General features: G+C 71.7%; 18 protein-coding genes. 10 read left to right on the forward strand and 8 right to left on the reverse strand.

The window, feature by feature from the left end; all coding sequences use genetic code 11:
• Positions 1 to 171 precede the first annotated feature (171 nt).
• The 9 genes from AC4IJH_RS12900 to AC4IJH_RS12940 all read left to right on the forward strand — a co-directional run bounded on the left by AC4IJH_RS12900 (position 172) and on the right by AC4IJH_RS12940 (position 8,396).
• Positions 172 to 528: a YbaB/EbfC family nucleoid-associated protein gene (locus tag AC4IJH_RS12900; protein ID WP_490851774.1), complete on the forward strand. Its 357-nt coding sequence runs from the start codon at positions 172 to 174 to the stop codon at positions 526 to 528.
• A gap of 61 nt (positions 529 to 589) precedes the next feature.
• Positions 590 to 1,189 (forward strand): recombination mediator RecR, encoded by a 600-nt coding sequence (recR, locus tag AC4IJH_RS12905; RefSeq protein ID WP_490851775.1) that lies wholly within the window; start codon positions 590 to 592, stop codon positions 1,187 to 1,189.
• Positions 1,182 to 1,841 carry a DUF5063 domain-containing protein gene (locus tag AC4IJH_RS12910; protein ID WP_490851776.1) on the forward strand — a complete coding sequence of 220 codons (660 nt, stop codon included), beginning with the start codon at positions 1,182 to 1,184 and terminating at the stop codon, positions 1,839 to 1,841. The genes recR and AC4IJH_RS12910 overlap by 8 nt, the downstream gene beginning before the upstream one ends.
• A 13-nt stretch (positions 1,842 to 1,854) precedes the next feature.
• The gene (locus AC4IJH_RS12915) at positions 1,855 to 2,376 is read left to right on the forward strand and encodes a hypothetical protein (protein ID WP_490851777.1); all 522 of its coding nucleotides are present in this window, start codon (positions 1,855 to 1,857) and stop codon (positions 2,374 to 2,376) included.
• Positions 2,377 to 2,644: 268 nt separating this feature from the next.
• Positions 2,645 to 3,916: an aspartate kinase gene (locus AC4IJH_RS12920; protein WP_490851778.1), complete on the forward strand. Its 1,272-nt coding sequence runs from the start codon at positions 2,645 to 2,647 to the stop codon at positions 3,914 to 3,916.
• A complete protein-coding gene (locus AC4IJH_RS12925; RefSeq protein WP_490851779.1) occupies positions 3,913 to 5,016 on the forward strand; it encodes an aspartate-semialdehyde dehydrogenase in 1,104 nt (367 codons plus the stop codon). Before AC4IJH_RS12920 ends, AC4IJH_RS12925 begins: the two co-directional genes overlap by 4 nt.
• Positions 5,017 to 5,343: 327 nt before the next feature.
• Complete coding sequence (locus AC4IJH_RS12930; protein ID WP_490851780.1) at positions 5,344 to 6,015, forward strand: SigE family RNA polymerase sigma factor; 672 nt, start codon at positions 5,344 to 5,346, stop codon at positions 6,013 to 6,015.
• Complete coding sequence (locus AC4IJH_RS12935; RefSeq protein ID WP_490851781.1) at positions 6,012 to 7,430, forward strand: hypothetical protein; 1,419 nt, start codon at positions 6,012 to 6,014, stop codon at positions 7,428 to 7,430. Before AC4IJH_RS12930 ends, AC4IJH_RS12935 begins: the two co-directional genes overlap by 4 nt.
• 123 nt (positions 7,431 to 7,553) lie before the next feature.
• Positions 7,554 to 8,396 carry an SURF1 family protein gene (locus tag AC4IJH_RS12940; RefSeq protein ID WP_490851782.1) on the forward strand — a complete coding sequence of 281 codons (843 nt, stop codon included), beginning with the start codon at positions 7,554 to 7,556 and terminating at the stop codon, positions 8,394 to 8,396.
• A 30-nt stretch (positions 8,397 to 8,426) separates the two neighbouring features.
• On the opposite strand, the gene AC4IJH_RS12945 is transcribed toward AC4IJH_RS12940, so the two are convergent.
• A complete protein-coding gene (locus tag AC4IJH_RS12945) occupies positions 8,427 to 10,280 on the reverse strand; it encodes a S9 family peptidase (protein ID WP_490851783.1) in 1,854 nt (617 codons plus the stop codon).
• A 70-nt stretch (positions 10,281 to 10,350) separates the two neighbouring features.
• On the opposite strand from AC4IJH_RS12945, the gene AC4IJH_RS12950 reads away from it, so the two are divergent.
• Positions 10,351 to 11,181: a class I SAM-dependent methyltransferase gene (locus AC4IJH_RS12950; protein WP_490851784.1), complete on the forward strand. Its 831-nt coding sequence runs from the start codon at positions 10,351 to 10,353 to the stop codon at positions 11,179 to 11,181.
• Positions 11,182 to 11,279: 98 nt separating this feature from the next.
• Here the strand turns inward: AC4IJH_RS12950 and AC4IJH_RS12955 are convergent, their stop codons facing one another.
• From AC4IJH_RS12955 to AC4IJH_RS12985, 7 genes are all read right to left on the reverse strand, one after another.
• A complete protein-coding gene (locus AC4IJH_RS12955; RefSeq protein WP_490851785.1) occupies positions 11,280 to 12,140 on the reverse strand; it encodes a GAF and ANTAR domain-containing protein in 861 nt (286 codons plus the stop codon).
• A gap of 28 nt (positions 12,141 to 12,168) precedes the next feature.
• Positions 12,169 to 14,037 carry a CheR family methyltransferase gene (locus tag AC4IJH_RS12960; protein ID WP_490851786.1) on the reverse strand — a complete coding sequence of 623 codons (1,869 nt, stop codon included), beginning with the start codon at positions 14,035 to 14,037 and terminating at the stop codon, positions 12,169 to 12,171.
• Complete coding sequence (locus AC4IJH_RS12965; protein WP_490851787.1) at positions 14,037 to 14,642, reverse strand: chemotaxis protein CheB; 606 nt, start codon at positions 14,640 to 14,642, stop codon at positions 14,037 to 14,039. Before AC4IJH_RS12965 ends, AC4IJH_RS12960 begins: the two co-directional genes overlap by 1 nt.
• A gap of 97 nt (positions 14,643 to 14,739) precedes the next feature.
• Positions 14,740 to 15,111, reverse strand: a complete 372-nt coding sequence (locus tag AC4IJH_RS12970) for an STAS domain-containing protein (RefSeq protein WP_490851788.1) — start codon at positions 15,109 to 15,111, stop codon at positions 14,740 to 14,742.
• Between the two features lie 231 nt (positions 15,112 to 15,342).
• Entirely contained in the window at positions 15,343 to 16,665 is a 1,323-nt protein-coding gene (locus AC4IJH_RS12975; protein WP_490851789.1) for a mannosyltransferase family protein, read from the reverse strand.
• A gap of 186 nt (positions 16,666 to 16,851) precedes the next feature.
• Positions 16,852 to 17,352, reverse strand: coding sequence for a hypothetical protein (locus AC4IJH_RS12980; RefSeq protein ID WP_490851790.1), 501 nt, complete (start codon positions 17,350 to 17,352; stop codon positions 16,852 to 16,854).
• Positions 17,345 to 17,842, reverse strand: a complete 498-nt coding sequence (locus AC4IJH_RS12985) for a SigE family RNA polymerase sigma factor (protein WP_490851791.1) — start codon at positions 17,840 to 17,842, stop codon at positions 17,345 to 17,347. The genes AC4IJH_RS12980 and AC4IJH_RS12985 overlap by 8 nt, the downstream gene beginning before the upstream one ends.
• Between the last annotated feature and the right edge of the window lie 147 nt (positions 17,843 to 17,989).

Here is a 17,989-nt window from a genome sequence, read left to right on the forward strand (position 1 = left end):
CCGGGGGTGGGGCGGAGGGCTGGGGAGTGGGAGTGCGCCGGTGGTGTGGGGGTGCTGGTGGGGTTGTGGGCGTACATCCGTGCTCCTCCGTACGGCGTAGGGCGTACCGCTCGTGGAGCACGTAGGCTCGGGCTACCGCACCAATCGTTGTCGTAAGGCAGGAGTCACGTAGTGATCCCCGGTGGTCAGCCCAACATGCAGCAGCTGCTTCAGCAGGCCCAGAAGATGCAGCAGGACCTCGCGGCGGCCCAGCAGGAGCTGGCCGAGACGCCCGTGGAGGGCTCGGCGGGCGGTGGGCTCGTCAAGGCGACGGTGACCGGCGCCGGCGAGCTCCAGGGCCTGGTCATCGACCCCAAGGCGGTCGACCCGGAGGCCGGTACCGCCGAGGAGAACGCCGAGACCCTCGCGGACCTCGTGCTGGCCGCCGTACGGGACGCCAACGCCTCCGCGCAGCAGCTCCAGCAGCAGAAGCTCGGCCCGCTCGCCCAGGGGCTGGGTGGCGGCGGAATCCCCGGTCTCCCTTTCTGAGAGCGGGCCAACTAGCGTACGCAGCACGGCACAAGAGGAAAGAAGCAGGTGAAGACGTTCCGTGTATGAAGGCGTTGTTCAGGAACTGATCGACGAGCTGGGCAGGCTGCCCGGCGTCGGTCCCAAGAGCGCGCAGCGGATCGCCTTCCACATCCTCCAGGCCGAGCCGACCGATGTCCGCCGGCTCGCCAGCGCGCTGATGGAGGTCAAGGCGAAGGTCCGGTTCTGCAGCGTGTGCGGCAATGTCGCGCAGGACGAGCAGTGCCGGGTCTGTCAGGACCCGCGCCGCGACCCGGCGGTCATCTGCGTGGTGGAAGAGCCCAAGGACGTCGTCGCCATCGAGCGGACGCGGGAGTTCCGCGGGCGGTACCACGTCCTCGGCGGGGCGATCAGCCCGATCGAGGGCGTGGGCCCGGACGACCTGCGGATCAGGGAACTGCTGGCGCGGCTCGCGGACGGCGCCGTCACCGAGCTGATCCTGGCCACCGACCCGAACCTGGAGGGCGAGGCCACGGCCACGTACCTCGCACGCCTGGTCAAGCACATGGGCCTGAAGGTCACGCGGCTGGCCAGCGGGCTGCCGGTCGGGGGCGATCTGGAGTATGCCGACGAGGTCACGCTCGGGCGGGCCTTCGAAGGGAGGAGACTTCTCGATGTCTGATGCCACGCTGCACGCTGTGACGCAGGACCCGGACGACTTCGCCGTCCAGATCTCCGACTCGATCGAGAGCTTCATCGTGGCGGTCACGGAGGTGGCGCGCGGCGACGAGCCGGACAGCGCGGTGCCGTTCCTGCTGCTGGAGGTCTCCCAACTGCTGCTCACCGGCGGCCGGCTGGGGGCGCACGAGGACATCGTGCCGGACGAGCGGTACGAGCCCGACGTCGGCCCGGAGCCGGACGTCGACGAGCTGCGCGAGCGGTTCGCGGCGCTGCTGGACCCGGTCGACGTCTACTCCGAGGTCTTCGACCCGTACGTACCGCGCAGTGCGCCCGTCGCCTGCCGGATCTCCGACGACCTCGCCGACATCGTCACCGACCTGCGGCACGGCCTGGCGCACTACCGCGCCGGCCGGGTCAGCGAGGCGCTGTGGTGGTGGCAGTTCTCCTACCTCTCCAACTGGGGCCCGACCGCCTCCGCCTGTCTGCGCGCCCTGCAGTCGCTGGTCGCGCACGTACGCCTGGACCAGCCGCTGGACGAGCTGGATGGGCTGGACACCGACAGCGCGGCGGACGCCGAGGACCAGCTCGCCGAGGAGGCGGGCAAGGTCATGGCGGCGGAGATCGCGGGACCGCTGGGACTGCGGGGGGTCTGAGCGGGGCCGCCCGATGCCCTATCTGTTTCTGACGCACTGGGCCCGGCCAGCTCTGACCGCACTGATCGTGCCGGGTGCCGCCGTGCCCCGGGCCGAGTGGATCGCGGCGGCGGCGCTGTCGGCGGGGCCGGGGCCGGAGTCCTGGGCCGGGGCGGACACCGAGCTCCGGCGGCGGATCGTACGCTCCTGCCGCGCCCTCCCCGCGTACGGCCTGGCCCGCCTCATCGACGAACGTCCCTACGCCGACCCCGCCGGATCCGCCGACTCCTACCGCCGGTGCCGCGCCCGGCTGACCGCGGACTTCCGGGCCGAGCGCGGAGGGATCGCCCGTATCGCCTGGCCGCAGGAGCAGCAGTGGCCGGCGCTGCGCGGACTGCTGGCCCTGACAGCCATGGCGTCCCGGGAGACCGCCGGCACGGCACTGCCCGCGGACGAGAATCCGCTGGACGCCTTCACCCGGTACAGCGTGCGCACGCTGAGCGCCGAAGACGGAGCCGAAGCCGAAGGCGCAGATGAACTCGGGCACGCGCCGTAACCGTCCGGCCGCGCTGTGAGCTGGGTTACGTTTCCGTGTGCCTCCGGCCGGAAGGGGAAGGTGGCTCGCCGAGCGGGCGCGATGGGGCGCCGTGGCCGGTCGCGGTGTGACACGCGGGTTCACAGGGATCGATGTGTGAGCAATGTGTCTCACGATGTGGTACTGGCCGGGCGGTTTCCGCCTGCTCGTTAGACTGAGCCGACCGCATGACCCCTATTTCCGGGGGTCCGGGAGAAAACTCCCGATGAGACAGTTGCGAGGAGCGCACGTGGGCCTTGTCGTGCAGAAGTACGGCGGCTCATCCGTTGCGGATGCCGAGGGCATCAAGCGCGTTGCCAAGCGAATTGTCGAAGCCAAGAAGAATGGCAACCAGGTGGTTGCCGTGGTTTCGGCGATGGGCGACACGACGGACGAGCTGATCGATCTCGCGCAGGAAGTGTCCCCGATCCCGTCGGGGCGCGAGTTCGACATGCTGCTGACCGCCGGAGAGCGGATCTCCATGGCCCTGCTGGCGATGGCGATCAAAAACCTCGGTCACGAGGCGCAGTCCTTCACCGGGAGCCAGGCCGGTGTCATCACCGACTCCGTGCACAACAAGGCACGGATCATCGATGTGACGCCGGGGCGGATCAAGACCTCGATCAACGAGGGCAATATCGCCATCGTCGCCGGATTCCAGGGTGTGTCCCAGGACAAGAAGGACATCACCACGCTGGGGCGGGGCGGCTCGGACACCACCGCCGTCGCGCTGGCGGCCGCGCTGGAGGCCGATGTCTGCGAGATCTACACGGATGTGGACGGTGTGTTCACCGCCGATCCGCGGGTCGTGAAGAAGGCCCGGAAGATCGACTGGATTTCGTTCGAGGACATGCTGGAGCTGGCGAGCTCCGGGTCCAAGGTGCTGCTGCACCGCTGCGTGGAGTACGCACGCCGTTACAACATCCCGATCCACGTGCGCTCGTCCTTCTCGGGACTGAAGGGCACCTGGGTCAGCAACGAGCCGCAAGGGGACCAGCCCATGGAGCAGGCGATCATCTCGGGCGTCGCACACGACACCTCCGAGGCGAAGATCACGGTCGTCGGCGTACCGGACAAGCCGGGCGAGGCCGCGACGATCTTCCGTGCGATCGCGGACGCCGAGGCGAACATCGACATGGTCGTGCAGAACGTCTCGGCCGCCTCGACGGGCCTGACGGACATCTCCTTCACGCTGCCCAAGGACGAGGGCCGCAAGGCCGTGGCGGCGCTGGAGAAGACCAAGGCCTCGGTCGGCTTCGACTCGCTGCGCTACGACGACCAGATCGCCAAGATCTCGCTGGTCGGCGCGGGCATGAAGACCAACCCCGGCGTGACCGCGACCTTCTTCGAGGCGCTGTCCAACGCGGGCGTGAACATCGAGCTGATCTCGACATCCGAGATCCGTATCTCGGTGGTCACCCGCGCCGATGACGTCAAGGAAGCGGTGCAGGCCGTGCACACCGCCTTCGGCCTGGACAGCGAGAGCGACGAAGCGGTCGTCTACGGCGGCACCGGGCGATGACCTTCGCCCCCGCGGGCCGTACGGGAGACCGCACGGCCCGCAAGCCGCATCTCGCCGTCGTCGGCGCCACCGGCGCGGTCGGCTCGGTCCTGCTCGGAATCCTCTCCGAGCGGGCCGACATCTGGGGCGAGATCCGGCTGATCGCCTCGCCCCGCTCGGCCGGCCGCAAGCTGACCGTACGGGGCGAGGAGGTCGAGGTCCTCGCGCTCGCCGAGGAGGTCTTCGACGGCATCGACGTCGCGATGTTCGACGTGCCGGACGAGGTCTCCGCGCAGTGGGCGCCGATCGCCGCGTCCAAGGGCGCGGTCGTGGTGGATAACTCGGGCGCTTTCCGGATGGACCCGGACGTCCCGCTGGTCGTCCCCGAGGTCAACGCGCACGCGGCGCGGGTGCGCCCGCGCGGGATCGTCGCCAACCCCAACTGCACGACCCTGTCCATGATCGTGGCGCTGGGCGCGCTGCACGCGGAGTACGGGCTGCGCGAGCTGATCGTCTCCTCGTACCAGGCCGTCTCGGGCGCGGGCAAGGAGGGCGTCGACACGCTGCGGGCGCAGCTCTCGGCGGTGTCGGGTACGGAACTGGGCACCGCGCCCGGGGACGTGCGCCGGGCCGTGGGCGAGGCCCTCGGCCCCTTCCCGGCGCCGATGGCGCTCAATGTCGTGCCGTGGGCGGGCTCGCTCATGGAGGACGGCTGGTCCTCCGAGGAGCTCAAGGTCCGCAACGAGTCCCGCAAGATCCTGGGGCTGCCGGACCTGAAGGTCACCGCGACCTGTGTACGGGTGCCGGTGATCACCACCCACTCGCTGACCGTGCACGCGCGGTTCGAGAACGAGGTCTCGGTCGCGGGGGCGCACGAGATCCTGGCGTCCGCGCCCGGTGTGGTGGTCAGCGACAACCCCGCCCAGGGCGAGTTCCCCACGCCCGCCGACGTGGTGGGCACCGACCCGACCTGGGTCGGGCGGGTGCGCAGGTCGCTGGACGATCCGACGGCGCTGGAGCTGTTCGTGTGCGGGGACAACCTGCGCAAGGGCGCGGCGCTGAACACCGCGCAGATCGCCGAGGTGGTGGCGGCCGAACTGGGTCCCGAACTGGATGCCTAGGGCGGCCCCCGAACTGGATGCCTAGGGCATACTTTGGGGCGCCCTAGGAGATACTTTGAGAGACCTGTGAAGGTCCTGTGAGCGAAACGTTGGTCCAAACCACTTGAACTGGGCAGCGGCTCTGTTCGACTATTTCGCTCCCCGCCTTACTGCAACCGGTAGTTGGGCGGGGAGCGTCTTTGTGGCCGCCCCTCAAGGGCGTCCGCAAGGCTGCTGGAAAAAATGGGGCATTGGGGAAGAGCTGGTACGCATGAGGGCATTTGACGCACCGTCAAAAACGGTGCCTTGCGCGTACAACCCTGATGGGGGGAAGCGTGTCCAACAGGCGTGGCAGAGGTACTCGGCATCGCGATCGCCCCAGGGGGCGCAGGCGGCACAACCGTGCGGCCGCGGCGTTCCCGTACGCCGGGGGGCATGCCGGTGATCGCTCCCTGGCCCGCCGCCCAGCCCGCACAGCCCGCGCAGATTCCCTCGCAACGTGGGGACGCTGACGACGCGATGGCAGCGGGCACGACAGTCGACCACCTCACCGAGACCTACCGCGCGCACTACCGCTCGCTGCTCGGACTCGCCGCGCTGCTGCTGGACGACACCGCTTCGTGCGAGGACGTGGTCCAGGAGGCCTTCATCCGTGTGCACTCCGCGCGCGGACGGGTGCGCGACCCGGAGAAGACCCTCGCCTATCTGCGGCAGACGGTCGTCAACCTCTCCCGCTCCGCGCTGCGCCGCCGCATCCTGGGCCTCAAGCTGCTCTCCAAGCCGATGCCGGACATGGCCAGTGCCGAGGAGGGCGCGTACGAGCAGCTGGAGCGCGATCAGCTGATCAAGGCGATGCGCGGGCTGCAGCGGCGCCAGCGCGAAGTGCTGGTCCTGCGCTACTTCGCGGACATGACCGAGGCACAGGTCGCCGAGACGCTCGGCATATCGCTCGGCTCGGTCAAGGCATACGGCTCGCGGGGGATCGCGGCGCTTCGCGTCGCCATGGAGGCTCCCGTATGAACGGCAGGCAGCCCGGCCCGTACGACCCGTACGACCAGCACCACCAGCACGACGAGCGTGATGACGGCGATCAGCGCGACCAGCACGATCAGCGCCCCACGCGTGAGACGCACCACCTGAACGGCCCGCGGCAGCGCCCGCACGATCCTGAGAGTTACGACCCGCACGGCATGAACGGCCCGCAAGACCCGCGCGATCCGGACGGCACCACCGGTGCCCCCGGCGCCTTCGCCCACGGCGCGGCCGACCCCGGCACCGGCCCGGACGGGCTCGACGACCTGCACGCCCTCCTCGGCCTCGGCGGCTCGGGGCGCGGCGGCGCCTCGGGGCCCGGCGGCCCGGACACGCCGACCGGTCCGCAGGGTCCCGGCGACGACGGCGACGACGGCGTGGACGAGCAGGAGCTGCGCCGGCTGCTGCGGGGTGCGGTACGCGACCTGGAGCCCGCGCCCGACTCGCTGGAGCATCTGCGCCGCGCGGTGCCGGCCAGGCGCCAGCGCCGCCGCCACGCCGTGCTGGGCGCGGCCGCCGCGCTGCTGGTCGGCGGGACCTCCATCCCCGCCGTGGTGCACGTCACCAACACCGCGGACACCTCCCAGGACATGCCCCACCACGCCGCGGGCAGCCGCCAGGCCCCCGAAGGCACCACCGGCGCCCACGGCGAGGGCACCGAGCGCCGCCGCCCCTCGCCCACCGTCTCGGGCGGGAAGAAGGGCGAGAAGGGCAAGCCCGAGGAGAAGGGCCAGGACAAGGGGCAGGACGACACCGACAGCACGCTGCCGGGCGCCTCGCCCGTCCCGCCCGCGCCGACCGCGACGATGGACGTCACCTCGCCGGTCTGCGCCCGCGACCAGCTCGGCTCCGGCTCCGGCACGGTCGGCCCCGCCGACTCCGCTGGCCGTATCTACGGCGCCTTCCGGGTGGTGAACACCTCCAGCACCGCGTGCTCGGTCGAGGGCGGCGGGGTGGTGGGCGCCGTCGCCAAGGGCAGCGCCGACAGCTCCCGCATCCACGTCGTCGACCACACCTCGGGGGACGCGGCCACCGGCCTGCCCGACCCGGTCAACGCGCCGGGCCAGTTCGTCCTCAAGCCCGGCCAGGCCTACGAGGTCAAGTTCGCCTGGGTGCCCGCCCAGGGCGGCGGCACCTCCGGGTGCGCCGCCGAGCCCAAGCCCACCCCGACGCCCGGCCCCTCGCAGGGCCCCAGCACCGCTCCGGAGACCTCCACGGGGGCCAAGGAGACCGAGGGCGGACAGGCGGGCGGCGGCGAGGGCACGCCCACCGACGGCAAGCAGCCCCCCAGTGTGGCGCTCAGCCACACCCCGGAACAGGGCGAGCCCGCCGCGGCCGACACGCAGATACCCGACGCGTGCGCCGGAACGATCTACCGCACCGAAGCCCTGCCGGCCCAGTAGCCGCAGGCACTCCAGGGGCTGATCCACAGGACACCCCAGGTCCTGACGACGGGTCCGCACCGCGGAGGGGGCGGTGCGGCCCCGCCGTCGGGGCATTTCGTGGCGGCCCGTACCGTTGAGGGCGTGTACCGGTTCCTGCTGACCCCGCGGTGGTGGGGGATCAACGTCTTCGCCGTACTGGCGATCCCCTTCTGCATTTTCATGGGCAGCTGGCAGCTGAGCCGGTTCGAGGACCGGGTCGACTCCCACCAGCAGCAGGAGGACCGCACCGCCGAGGCCAAGGTCGCGGCCGCCGAGCCGCTGCAGAAGCTGCTGCCCGTCGACAAGGCCACCTCGGGCCGCCGGGCCACCGCCAGCGGGCGCTACGACCTGGGGCACCAACTGCTCGTACCGGACCGCACGTTGGACGACAAGCGCGGCTTTTACGTGCTGACGCTGCTGCGTACGGACGGCGGGAAGGCGCTGCCGGTCGTACGGGGCTGGCTGCCCGGTGACGCGGACGAGCGGGCCGATACGGCCAGGGTGCCCGCCCCGCCGGCCGGCCGCGTCACGGTCACCGGCGCGCTGCAGGCCTCCGAGAACCAGGGCACCGACGGGGTGCACGCCTCCGGCGGCCTGCCCAAGGGACAGCTGGGCATGATCAGCGCCGCCTCGCTGGTCAACCTCGTGCCCTACGAGGTCCACGACGCGTGGATCACCGTCGGCGAACCGCAGGCCCCGCTGAAGGCCGTGCCGCCCGCCGCGGCGGAGGGCAGCGGGCTGGACCTGAAGGCCTTCCAGAACCTCGGCTACACCGGCGAGTGGTTCGTCTTCGCGGGCTTCGTCCTCTTCATGTGGTTCCGGCTCTTCCGCCGCGAGGCGGAGGCGGCCCGGGACGTGGCCCTGGGCCTCGTACCGGAGCAGGCGGGACCCGACGGCACGCCGGGCCCCGACCAGAGCCGGGAAGAGCCCGCGGCCCGGGGCTGAACCGCCCCGGACCGCGGACCGACCGCGCTCTCACGGCCGCGCAGCCGGCGCAGCGCCCAGGTGCCGCAGGGCGAAGTCCAGCTCCAGGCGCAGCTGCTTGATCCGCTCCTCCACCACCAGCGAGCCGTGCCCCGCGTCGAAGCGGTAGACCTCGTGCGGATGGCCGCGCTCCTGGAGCCGCTCGACGTAGTTGTCGACCTGCCGGATGGGGCAGCGCGGGTCATTGACCCCCGCGGAGATGTAGACGGGCGCGCGCACCGCGTCGACATAGGTGATCGGCGAGGACGCCTCGAAGCGCTCGGGCACCTCCTCCGGGGTCCCGCCCAGCAGCGTGCGGTCCAGCGCCTTGAGCGCCTCCATCTCGTCGTTGTACGCGGTGACGTAGTCCGCGACCGGCACCGCCGCCAGGCCCACCGCCCACGCCTCGGGCTGCGTACCGAGCCCCAGCAGCGTCAGATAGCCGCCCCAGGAGCCGCCCGAGAGCACCAGCTTCCCGGGGTCGGCCAGCCCCGAGTCCACCGCCCACTGCCGGACCGCCGCGATGTCCTCCAGCTCGATCAGCCCGACGCGGTGCTTGAGCGCGTCCGTCCATGCCCGGCCGTAGCCCGTCGAGCCGCGGTAGTTGACGCGTACGACGGCGAAACCGTGGTCCACCCACGCCGCGGGCGCCGACGCGAAACCGTCGCTGTCGTGGTGGGTGGGGCCGCCGTGGATCTCGAAGATCGTCGGGAACGGGCCGTCGCCCGCGGGGCGCTGCACCAGCGCGTGGACCGTCCCGCCGGGCCCCTCCACCCAGGCGTCCGTCACCGGCACCGAGCCCGGCGGCTTCATGCCGGGCGGGTCCAGTACGACCTTGCCGGAGGTCGAGCGCACCTCGGGCGGCTGCGCGGCGGAGGACCACAGGAACTCCACCGTCCCGTCGGGCCGCGCCCCGGCGCCCGCGACGGTCCCGGACGGGGTCTGGACGCGGGTCAGCTCCTCGGTGGCCGGGTCGTAGCGCCACAGCTCGCTGCGCGCCTGGTACTCGTGCTCGATGAGCAGGGCCGAGCCGTCCGGATACCAGTCGGCGCCCACATCGCCGGGCAGATCGATGGCCAGGTCCTTGTGCTCGCCCGTCATCGGGTCCCAGATCATCGGCTCCCAGCGGCCCCGCCGCTGGTGGCCCACCAGCAGCCGTGAGTCGCCCGGCACGGGTGCGAAGCCCATCACCGACAGGCCCAGCTCCTTGGTGCCGCCCTCGGTGTCGTCCAGCTCGGCGACGGTGGAGCCGTCGGGCCGCACGACCCACAGCGCCGAGTGCATCGCGTCGCCGTGCTCGGTGTGCTCGATGGCGATCAGCGACCCGTCGCGGGAGAGGCCGCCGACCCCCGCCGACTCGCGGTGCCGGTAGATCTCCACCGGGCCCTCGTCGGGCCGTACGACATGGATCGTGGTGCCCTCCTCGTCGGTGGAACGGCCCACGACGGCCGTACCGTCACGCCCGATGGCCAGGCCGGCGGGGTAGGAGGCATCCAGCCCCGGCGTCGCGGGCTCATCGGCGCGCTCGCCGCCCTCGCCCCACCCGGCGAACGGCTGGCGCATCCACACGCCGAACTCGTCGCCGTCGGTGTCGGAGAACCACCAGATCCACTCGCCGTCCGGGGTGAGCGTGCCGTGCGTGGTCCCGTTGGGGCGGTCGGTGACCTGGCGCTGCTCGCCACTGGCGCGGTCCCAGGCGTACAGCTCGAAGGTGCCCGTGGCGTTGGACACGAACAGCGAGCGGTCCGGGGCGTCCTCGGCCCACTCGGGCAGGCTCACCCGCGGCGCTCTGAACCGCTTCTCCCAGTCCGGCATGGCCTCGGCGCCCCGCGGGCCGCCGCTCGTCGTATCGATCTCCTCAGTCATGGCCCCATTCTGCGCCGGGCCACGGACAATTCGGTGGCGGGCCGGCACAGCCTGTGGATAACTTCGCGGCATGCACAGAACCACGGCACCCGAGGACTGGCGTGCGGCCAACCGTGCGATGTGGGACGAGCGCGTACCGATCCACGTGGCCAGTGACTTCTACGACTTCGAGGGATTTCGCCAAGGCAAGGACGCCATCCGTGACTTCGAGGCCGCCGAGGTCGGCGACGTCACCGGCAAGACCCTGCTGCATCTGCAGTGCCACGTCGGGCAGGACACCCTTTCCTGGGCCCGCCGCGGCGCCGCTCAGGTCGTCGGCCTGGACTTCTCCGAGCCCGCCGTCGAGGTCGCCCGCGAGCTGGCCGCCGAGCTGGGCCTGGGCCCCGAGCGCGCCTCGTTCGTCGCGGCCGATGTGTACGACGCCGCCGAGGCCGTCCCCGACCCCTGCTACGACATCGTCTACACGGGCATCGGCGCCCTGTGCTGGCTGCCCGACATCCGCCGCTGGGCCGAGACCGCGGCCTCTCTCGTCGCCCCCGGCGGCTTCCTCTACCTCGCCGAGTTCCACCCGCTGGTGGACGCGCTGGACCCGGACACCGGCTCGCGCATCGCGCACGACTACTTCAGCCAGGACGCCTGGGTCGACGAAACCCCCGGTACGTACACGGACTTCAGCGCCCCGACGGTCAACAACCGCAGCGTGGAGTGGCAGCACCCCATCGGCGAGGTCGTCTCCGCCCTGTCCGCCGCCGGGCTGCGCATCGACTTCCTGCACGAGCACGACAAGACGCTCTTCAAGCACCTCGGCTCGCTGGAGCGCGGCGAGGACGGCTACTTCCGCCTGCCTGCCGACCGCCCCCGCGTCCCGCTCATGTACTCCCTGAAGGCGTCGCGCCCCTGAAGTCCGGTGTCCGGGCCACGGCCGTGCTGCCCTCGGCTCACGGCCGTGATGCGCTCAGGTCACGGCTGCGCTGCGATCAGGTCACGGCTGCGCTGCGCTCACTTCAGGTCCCGGCCGAGCATCAGCGTCCCGGACACGATCTGCCGGGCGACCGCGGTGATCGGTTCGTCCAGCGTGAACGCCCGCGCCCGGATGAGCGCCAGCGCGTCGCCCACCGGGCGGCCGGACCGCGCGGACACTATCCCGGCGGCCTGCTGGACCACATCGCGGTGGTCGACCCCGCCGTACAGGTCGGGATCGGCGTCCGGCCCCAGCAGCACCGTCCGCATGAGGGTCTCGGCGAGATCGGCCAGCATGGAGGTGTTCCCGAGGCCCGGCCGCGGATCGAAGACGGCCAGAGTGCCCAGGCAGACGCCCGGCGAGGCCAGGGGTACGGCGACCACCTCACTGATGTCCAGTGCGGCCAGCTCCGGACCGTAGAGCGGCCAGCGCTTGGTGATGACCGGACGGCGGACGGCGACCTGGCGGCCGACCCGCGCCGCCTCGGTGGTCGGACCCTCGCCGATCACGTACTCCAACTCCTGCGCCGCTTTGGAGGGTTGGTCGGAGGCGGCGACGGCCAGCTGGCGGTGATCGGAGTCGACCAGGGTCAGCGCCGCGCTGCCGGTCCCACAGGCCTCCGCGACCCCGCTCATGAAGCGCGGCGGGGCGCCGTTTCCCGTGGTCCACCCCGTCATACGCTGCGCGAAGGACTCCTGGAGCCGGGCCGAGGAGGTGTGGCGGTCCGCCATTCTGCGGTGCATCGAGGCGAGCTGCCGATGGAATTCGCCGCCGTCGCCCGCCGCCAGGCGCTCGTGCCGCTCGGCCGACGCCCGCTCGCGGTCGGCGCGCTGATGAGCTGCCGCGGCCCGCCGTTGCGCGGCCACCGCCCTTTCCGAACTACCCTCTGCGGGGCTCATCTTTGTAGCCTACGCCGCATCCCCGGCGTCAGGCGCCGCTCTCGTCCGCCTTCTCCTCCATCAGCAGGACCACACCGCTGTTGTGGCCCCCGAAGGGGGAGCACGTCACACTGCACAGGATGGTCCGGCCCCTGCGGTTGACGGCCGGGATGTCGACGGTGCCGGGCTTGCTGCTCGATTCCAGGCACTCCTGGATCACGGCCTTCAGGTCCTCGGCGGGAAGCCCGAAGTCCAGGGAGAAGAACGGCTGGTCGGCCACCTCTTCGGCGCGCAAGCCCCACAGCTCCGCCGCGCCGCGGTTCCAGCACTTGACCCGTTTGTCGGAGTCCAGGACCACCACGGCCGCCGCGATGCCGCTCACCACGCCCTCCAGGAAGGCGCGGGTCTCGTTCAGCTCGTCCGTGCGGATGCGCAGCTCCTCGTTCATCGTCTCCAGTTCCTCGTTGCCCGACTGGAGTTCTTCGTTGGTGGTCTCCAATTCCTCGTTGGTGGACTGGAGTTCCTCGTTCGTCGTCTCCAGTTCCTCGATGCTCGACTGGAGTTCCTCGTTGGTGGTCTCCAGTTCCTCGTTGGTGGACTGGAGTTCCTCGTACGCCGTCTCCAGGTCCTCCCGTACGCGCTTGACCTCGGTCTTGAGCTGGGTGGCGACCGTGACGTCGGAGAAGCTGACGGTGGTGACGGCCGGCAGCCCGTTGGCGCCCATGAGCGGCTGCACGAGGATGTCGAAGTACTGGAGGTCCTCGCCCAGCCGACGCTCCACACCGTTGATGCGCAGCGTCCGGCGCTCGTGGGTGGCCTGCTCGATCAGGGAGCGCAGCTCCACGGGCCGGTAGGAGACCTCCAGGTCCTGGAAGGGGCGGCCGATGTCGTTGGTGGTCAGCGAGAACTGGGTCCGCGCAGGGCTGTTGATCATCACCACGGTCCCGTCGGAGTCCACCGACACCGACGGGACAGGGATGGCGTCCAGGATCATGTCGCGCATCTGCCGGGAGCGCGCGATGGAGTGCTGCTCGCCCCCGCCGGGGTTCCCCCTGGCCTTCACCGGGGCCGGGTGGTACGGCGGGCTGTTCTCGCCCGGGCGGCGCCGGAAGACGCGCTGGCGCATGCTGACGACCTCGAACCGCTCGGTGTCGTTCAGCAGCATCTCGGCCTTGCCGAGGAAGAGGAACCCGCCCTCCCGCAGGGCGAAGTGGTAGCGGTCCACGATCTGCGTCTGCGCCTCGACGTTGAAGTACATCAGGGTGTTGCGGCAGACCAGCAGATCCAGCCGGGAGATCGGGGCGTCCCGGGTGATGTCGTGCCGCCCGAAGATCACCCGGCGCCGCAGGTCCGGCCGGAAGCTGAACTGGGTGCCGTTCTGCTCGAAGTACTTCTCGCGCAGCTCCGGGGAGAGCGGCTCCAGGGACTTGGCGCTGTAGAGCCCGGAGCGGGCCTCGCGCAGTGCCTCCTCGTCCACGTCCGTTCCGTAGATCTTGACGCGGCGCACGCACTCCTCGATGCCGAGCGCCTCGGCGAACATGATGGCGAGGGAGTACGCCTCCTCGCCGCTGGAGCAGCCCGCGCTCCACACCCTGATCTCGTCCTCGGTGCCGATGTCGGCGAGGAGTTCGGGCATCACCGCACGCTGGAGGAAGGCCCAGGCGCCCGGGTCGCGGAAGACGGAGGTGACGTTGATCAGGATGGTGTTGAAGAGCGCGCCGAACTCGTCCGCGCTGGTCTCCAGCCGGTCCCGGTAGTCCGCGTAGGTGCGCGCGTCCACATCGGCCATCCGCTTGCGGATGCGCCGCCCCAGGGACGAGCGTTTGTAGCCGGTGAAGTCGAAGCCCCGGGCGTCCCTGAGGAAACGGAGCAGTCCCTCGAGCTCCTCGTCGATCTCGACGTCCTGCGCTTCGCCCATCACTGCCTCTTCGTGTCGACAAGCCCGCGGATCACCGGGGCGATTTCCTCCAGAGGTAACACGAAGTCCACCGCGCCCGTGTCCACCGCGGCCTGCGGCATGCCCTTGAACTCCGCGGTGCGCGGGTCCTCGACGATGACGGTGCCGCCGCGCGAGCTGATGGCGTCCACCCCCATCGCCCCGTCCCGGCCCGTCCCGGTCAGGACACAGCAGATGGCCTGTGGCCCGTACGCACCGGCGACCGACTCGAAGAGCAGATCGGCCGAGGGCCGCAGGAAGTGCACCATCTCGCTGACGGACAAGGACAGCACCCCGCCGGGGCCCACCAGCAGATGCCGGTCGGGCGGTGCGATGTAGACGGTGCCGGGCAGCGCGGTCTCCTCCGCCTGCGCGAGCTTGACGGGGAGGTCGGTGCGCCGGCCGAGCACATCGGCGATGACGGTGCGATGGCGCGGGTCCAGGTGCTGGACGACCAGTACGGGCACGGCCAGGTCCGGCCCCAGCGCCCCGAGGAGCACTCCCAGGCCGTGAATACCCCCGGCGGAGGAGGCCACCGCGACGACGGCGAAGTGGTCGGACGGGGGGTCGGGCGAGTATGCCGTCACGTGGCGAGCCTAGCCGACGCCGCTGAACGGTGGTGAGGTCCACAAGGGCGGTATTCCTCGGCGTTCCCCGCAGTTCCCCGGCATTCCCCGGCATTCCTCAGTTCTCCGTGGCGCCATCGGGCTCCGTGGGGAAGTACGCGCTCAGCCCGGTGATCCGCAGCAGCCGCAGGATCAGCGGGCGGGCGCCGCGCAGCCGCAGGCTCCCGCCGCTCTCCAGGACACGGCGGCGCGCGTGGCACAGCACCCACAGCCCGGCGCAGTCGAAGAAGGTGACCGGCGTGAGGTCGATGACGACCCGGCCGGCCGGCGCCCGCAGCACCGCGTCCAGCCCCTCGGCCAGCTCCGCGGACACCGCGACATCGATTTCACCGCGCAGCTCGATCACCAGGTGGCCGTCCGCGCCCGTACGGCAGACGAACGCCGCACCCGGACACGTGGCACCGTCGGCATCGCACGCACTGTCGCCCATCACGCCCCGCCCCCGAGGGCGGCCCACGCCCCCATCCGTCGCCCTCGTGTGCGTGCCGCAGAGTCAACCGGCAAAGCGCACAGCACACAGGTCTGTTGACATCTGCCGACTACCGGGGACTGGGGTGGCCGCGAGCACCATAGCCCGCGCCTGCGCACTCAGCGGCACCGCTGAATGATCAGTCACCCGATCGAGTGCGGCGGGCCGGACCGGACCGTGCGGAGACAGCCGCTACCCCGCCCACCGCCCCGAGGCGAACGCGACCGCGAAGACGGTCGTCAGGGGCCCCACGGCACACAGATAGGCGGTCTTCAGCCAGCGGGCGCGCAGGCTGAAGGTGGCCAGCGCGATCCACAGCGGCCACCACAGCAGGGTGGCCCGGGGGACGGACATGTACCAGTACGAGGTGCCCAGCGCCCACAGACTCAGCGCGATGTAGACCGCCTCGGGCCAGCGGCGCCGGTACAGCAGCCAGCCCAGCAGCAGGACGCCGACGACCATGCCCGCCAACTCGGCCTGGAACATCAGGCCGTAGCCGGTGGGGTGGATGCTGTCGAAGGCGGAGTTCCAGGTGTTGCTCCAGGCCTCCCACGGCGGGTGGAACTCGCGGTGCCAGCCGCGCTCCTGGGCGTGCTTCCACGCCATCCAGTCGCCCGTACGCGCCTGCAGGTACCAGGTGTAGAGCAGGGCGGGCAGCGCGGGCAGCGCCAGCCAGGGCAGGGACCGCCAGGTGCGGCGGCCGTCGCGGGCGAGCAGGAACTCCACGGCGAGGGCCGCGGCCAGGAAGAGGCCGCTGATACGGGTGGCGGTGGCACAAGCGGCCAGCACCGCCGCCAGGCGCCAACTGCCCTTCTTGGCCGCCAGCCAGGCGGGCAGCGCCAGGGCCAGGAAGAGGGACTCGGTGTAGCCGGCGGCGAGGAAGACCGCGCAGGGCGAGAGCAGCAGGAAGAGCACGGCGCGCTCGCCGCTGCCCGCGCCGCCGCGCGCCAGATGCGCGATCCGGGCCAGCGCCACCACCGCGACGGCCCCGGCCACCAGCGAGATCAGCAGCCCCGCGACGGTCCAGTCGGGAATCACCAGGTGCACGGCGCGCAACAGCAGCGGGAAACCGGGGAAGAACGCCTCGCGGTTGTCCGGCGGTGCGAGCGCGCCCGCGGTCCCGCTGAAGTAGCCGTGCTCGGCTATGTGCTGGAAGTGCTGCCAGTCCCACTGAGCCCACCGGGACAGCACGGACGGCGCGTGGGTGGCCTGCGGGTCACGCGGGAACAGCCACGCGGTGCAGTACGCGGTGATCCACAGCCCGATGCGGGTGACCAGATACAGCTGGAGCACGGCCCGGTCGCCACCGGTGAGCCACACCGGCCAGCCGGGCCGGTGCCATCGCCGCCCGCGGTGGTGCTGCTCCGCGGGCGGCCGCCGTATCGGCTCGGGAGGGCGGGGGCCGGGGAGTCGCGTGCCGCCCGGTCCGTCCGCGCCGCCGCCCGAGGCGTGGGTGCCGCCGGGCCCGGGCTCCTGCACGCGCGGCCAGGTCGTGGTGGGGGGTGCCGCGGGCATGAATCGACTCCTGTTCGGGGGTGGAGGTGTAGAGGGTGCGGGGCCCGGCGCCGTACGAAGACCTATGAGGCCGTGGTGCGGGGTGTCCCGGGGCACGCGGGGCCGTCCGGCGACCTGTGGGGCGGTCGGAGGACGGGGCGGGGAGCGCCAGGGACCTGGCAACTCCCCGGACAGCGGCCCGCTCGCCTACCCGGGCGGCGCGCCGTCCGTTGCCGTGGCCGACGTCCCGGTGGGCGGCCAGGTCCGGCCCGTACCGCCGGGCGGCGCGGTCGGCGTGTGCGTACCGGTGGGCGTGGCAAACCGGGTGCTCCTGCCTCCGCTGCCGCCACCGCCCCCCGTCGGCGCGGTCGCCGAAGCCCCTCCGGGGCCGGAGGAGGACGTGCTCGAAGGGGACGGGGCGCCCGAGCGCTCGGGGCCGGGGGGAGCGGGTGAGGGCGCGGGGGACGGGCCGCCGGCCGGGCCGACCTGTGCCGCGGGCCGATGGGACAGCACCGTCGCCACGGCCCCACTCACTCCGCCGGCCACCAGGCACACGGTGACCACCACGGTCACCAGCCGCCGGTGCCGGGCCCGGTGCCCCCGGGCGAGGACCGTGGCGACCGGCGCGGGGGCGGCCTGCTGATGGGCGGTGGCGGCCAGGTCCTTCAGCGCCGCCGCCAGCGGGTCGTTCTCGTGGGGCTCAGGCACCGTACGCCTCCTGGGTGTTCGGGTCCTGCAGACGGTCGGCCAGCGCGGCCCGCCCCCGGGACAGATGAGTCTTGACCGTGCCGGCGGACAGCCCCGTCTCGCCCGCGATCTGCTCGACGGACAGATCGCAGACGTAGTGCAGCGCCACCGTCCTGCGCTGCTGGGGGGACAGCTGCCGCAGCGCCTGGACCAGCGCCACGGAGTCGGGGTCGGGCCCGTGGGCGGGCGGCGGAGTGCCGTGCCGCTGCCAGGCCTCCTGAGCCCTCCGGTGCCCGCGCCGGCGCCGGAGAGCCAGCCGCCAGGCGACCGTACGGATCCACGCCTCGGGCGCACCCTCCTTGGCCAGCTGCCTGCGCCGGCTCCAGCCCTTCACGAACGCCTCCTGCACGACGTCCTGGGCCTCGTGCAGATCGCCGAGCATCACATAGAGCTGACCGGTGAGCCGTCTGACCGCATGCGCGTAGAACTCTTCAAACTCTTCAGCGGTCAATGACATGCTCCAAACCTGGGTGTCCCTACCCTCTCTAGTCCCGGGACCCCCCAGCCGGTTGACGCGGTTTCCCCACCAATTCACCGGCCGCCTTCAGCACCGCCCCGGCAAACGGCCCCGCACAACGCATCAGGGCCGCCCAGTCAG

It is taken from the genome of Streptomyces sp. UF-297, assembly GCF_058245575.1.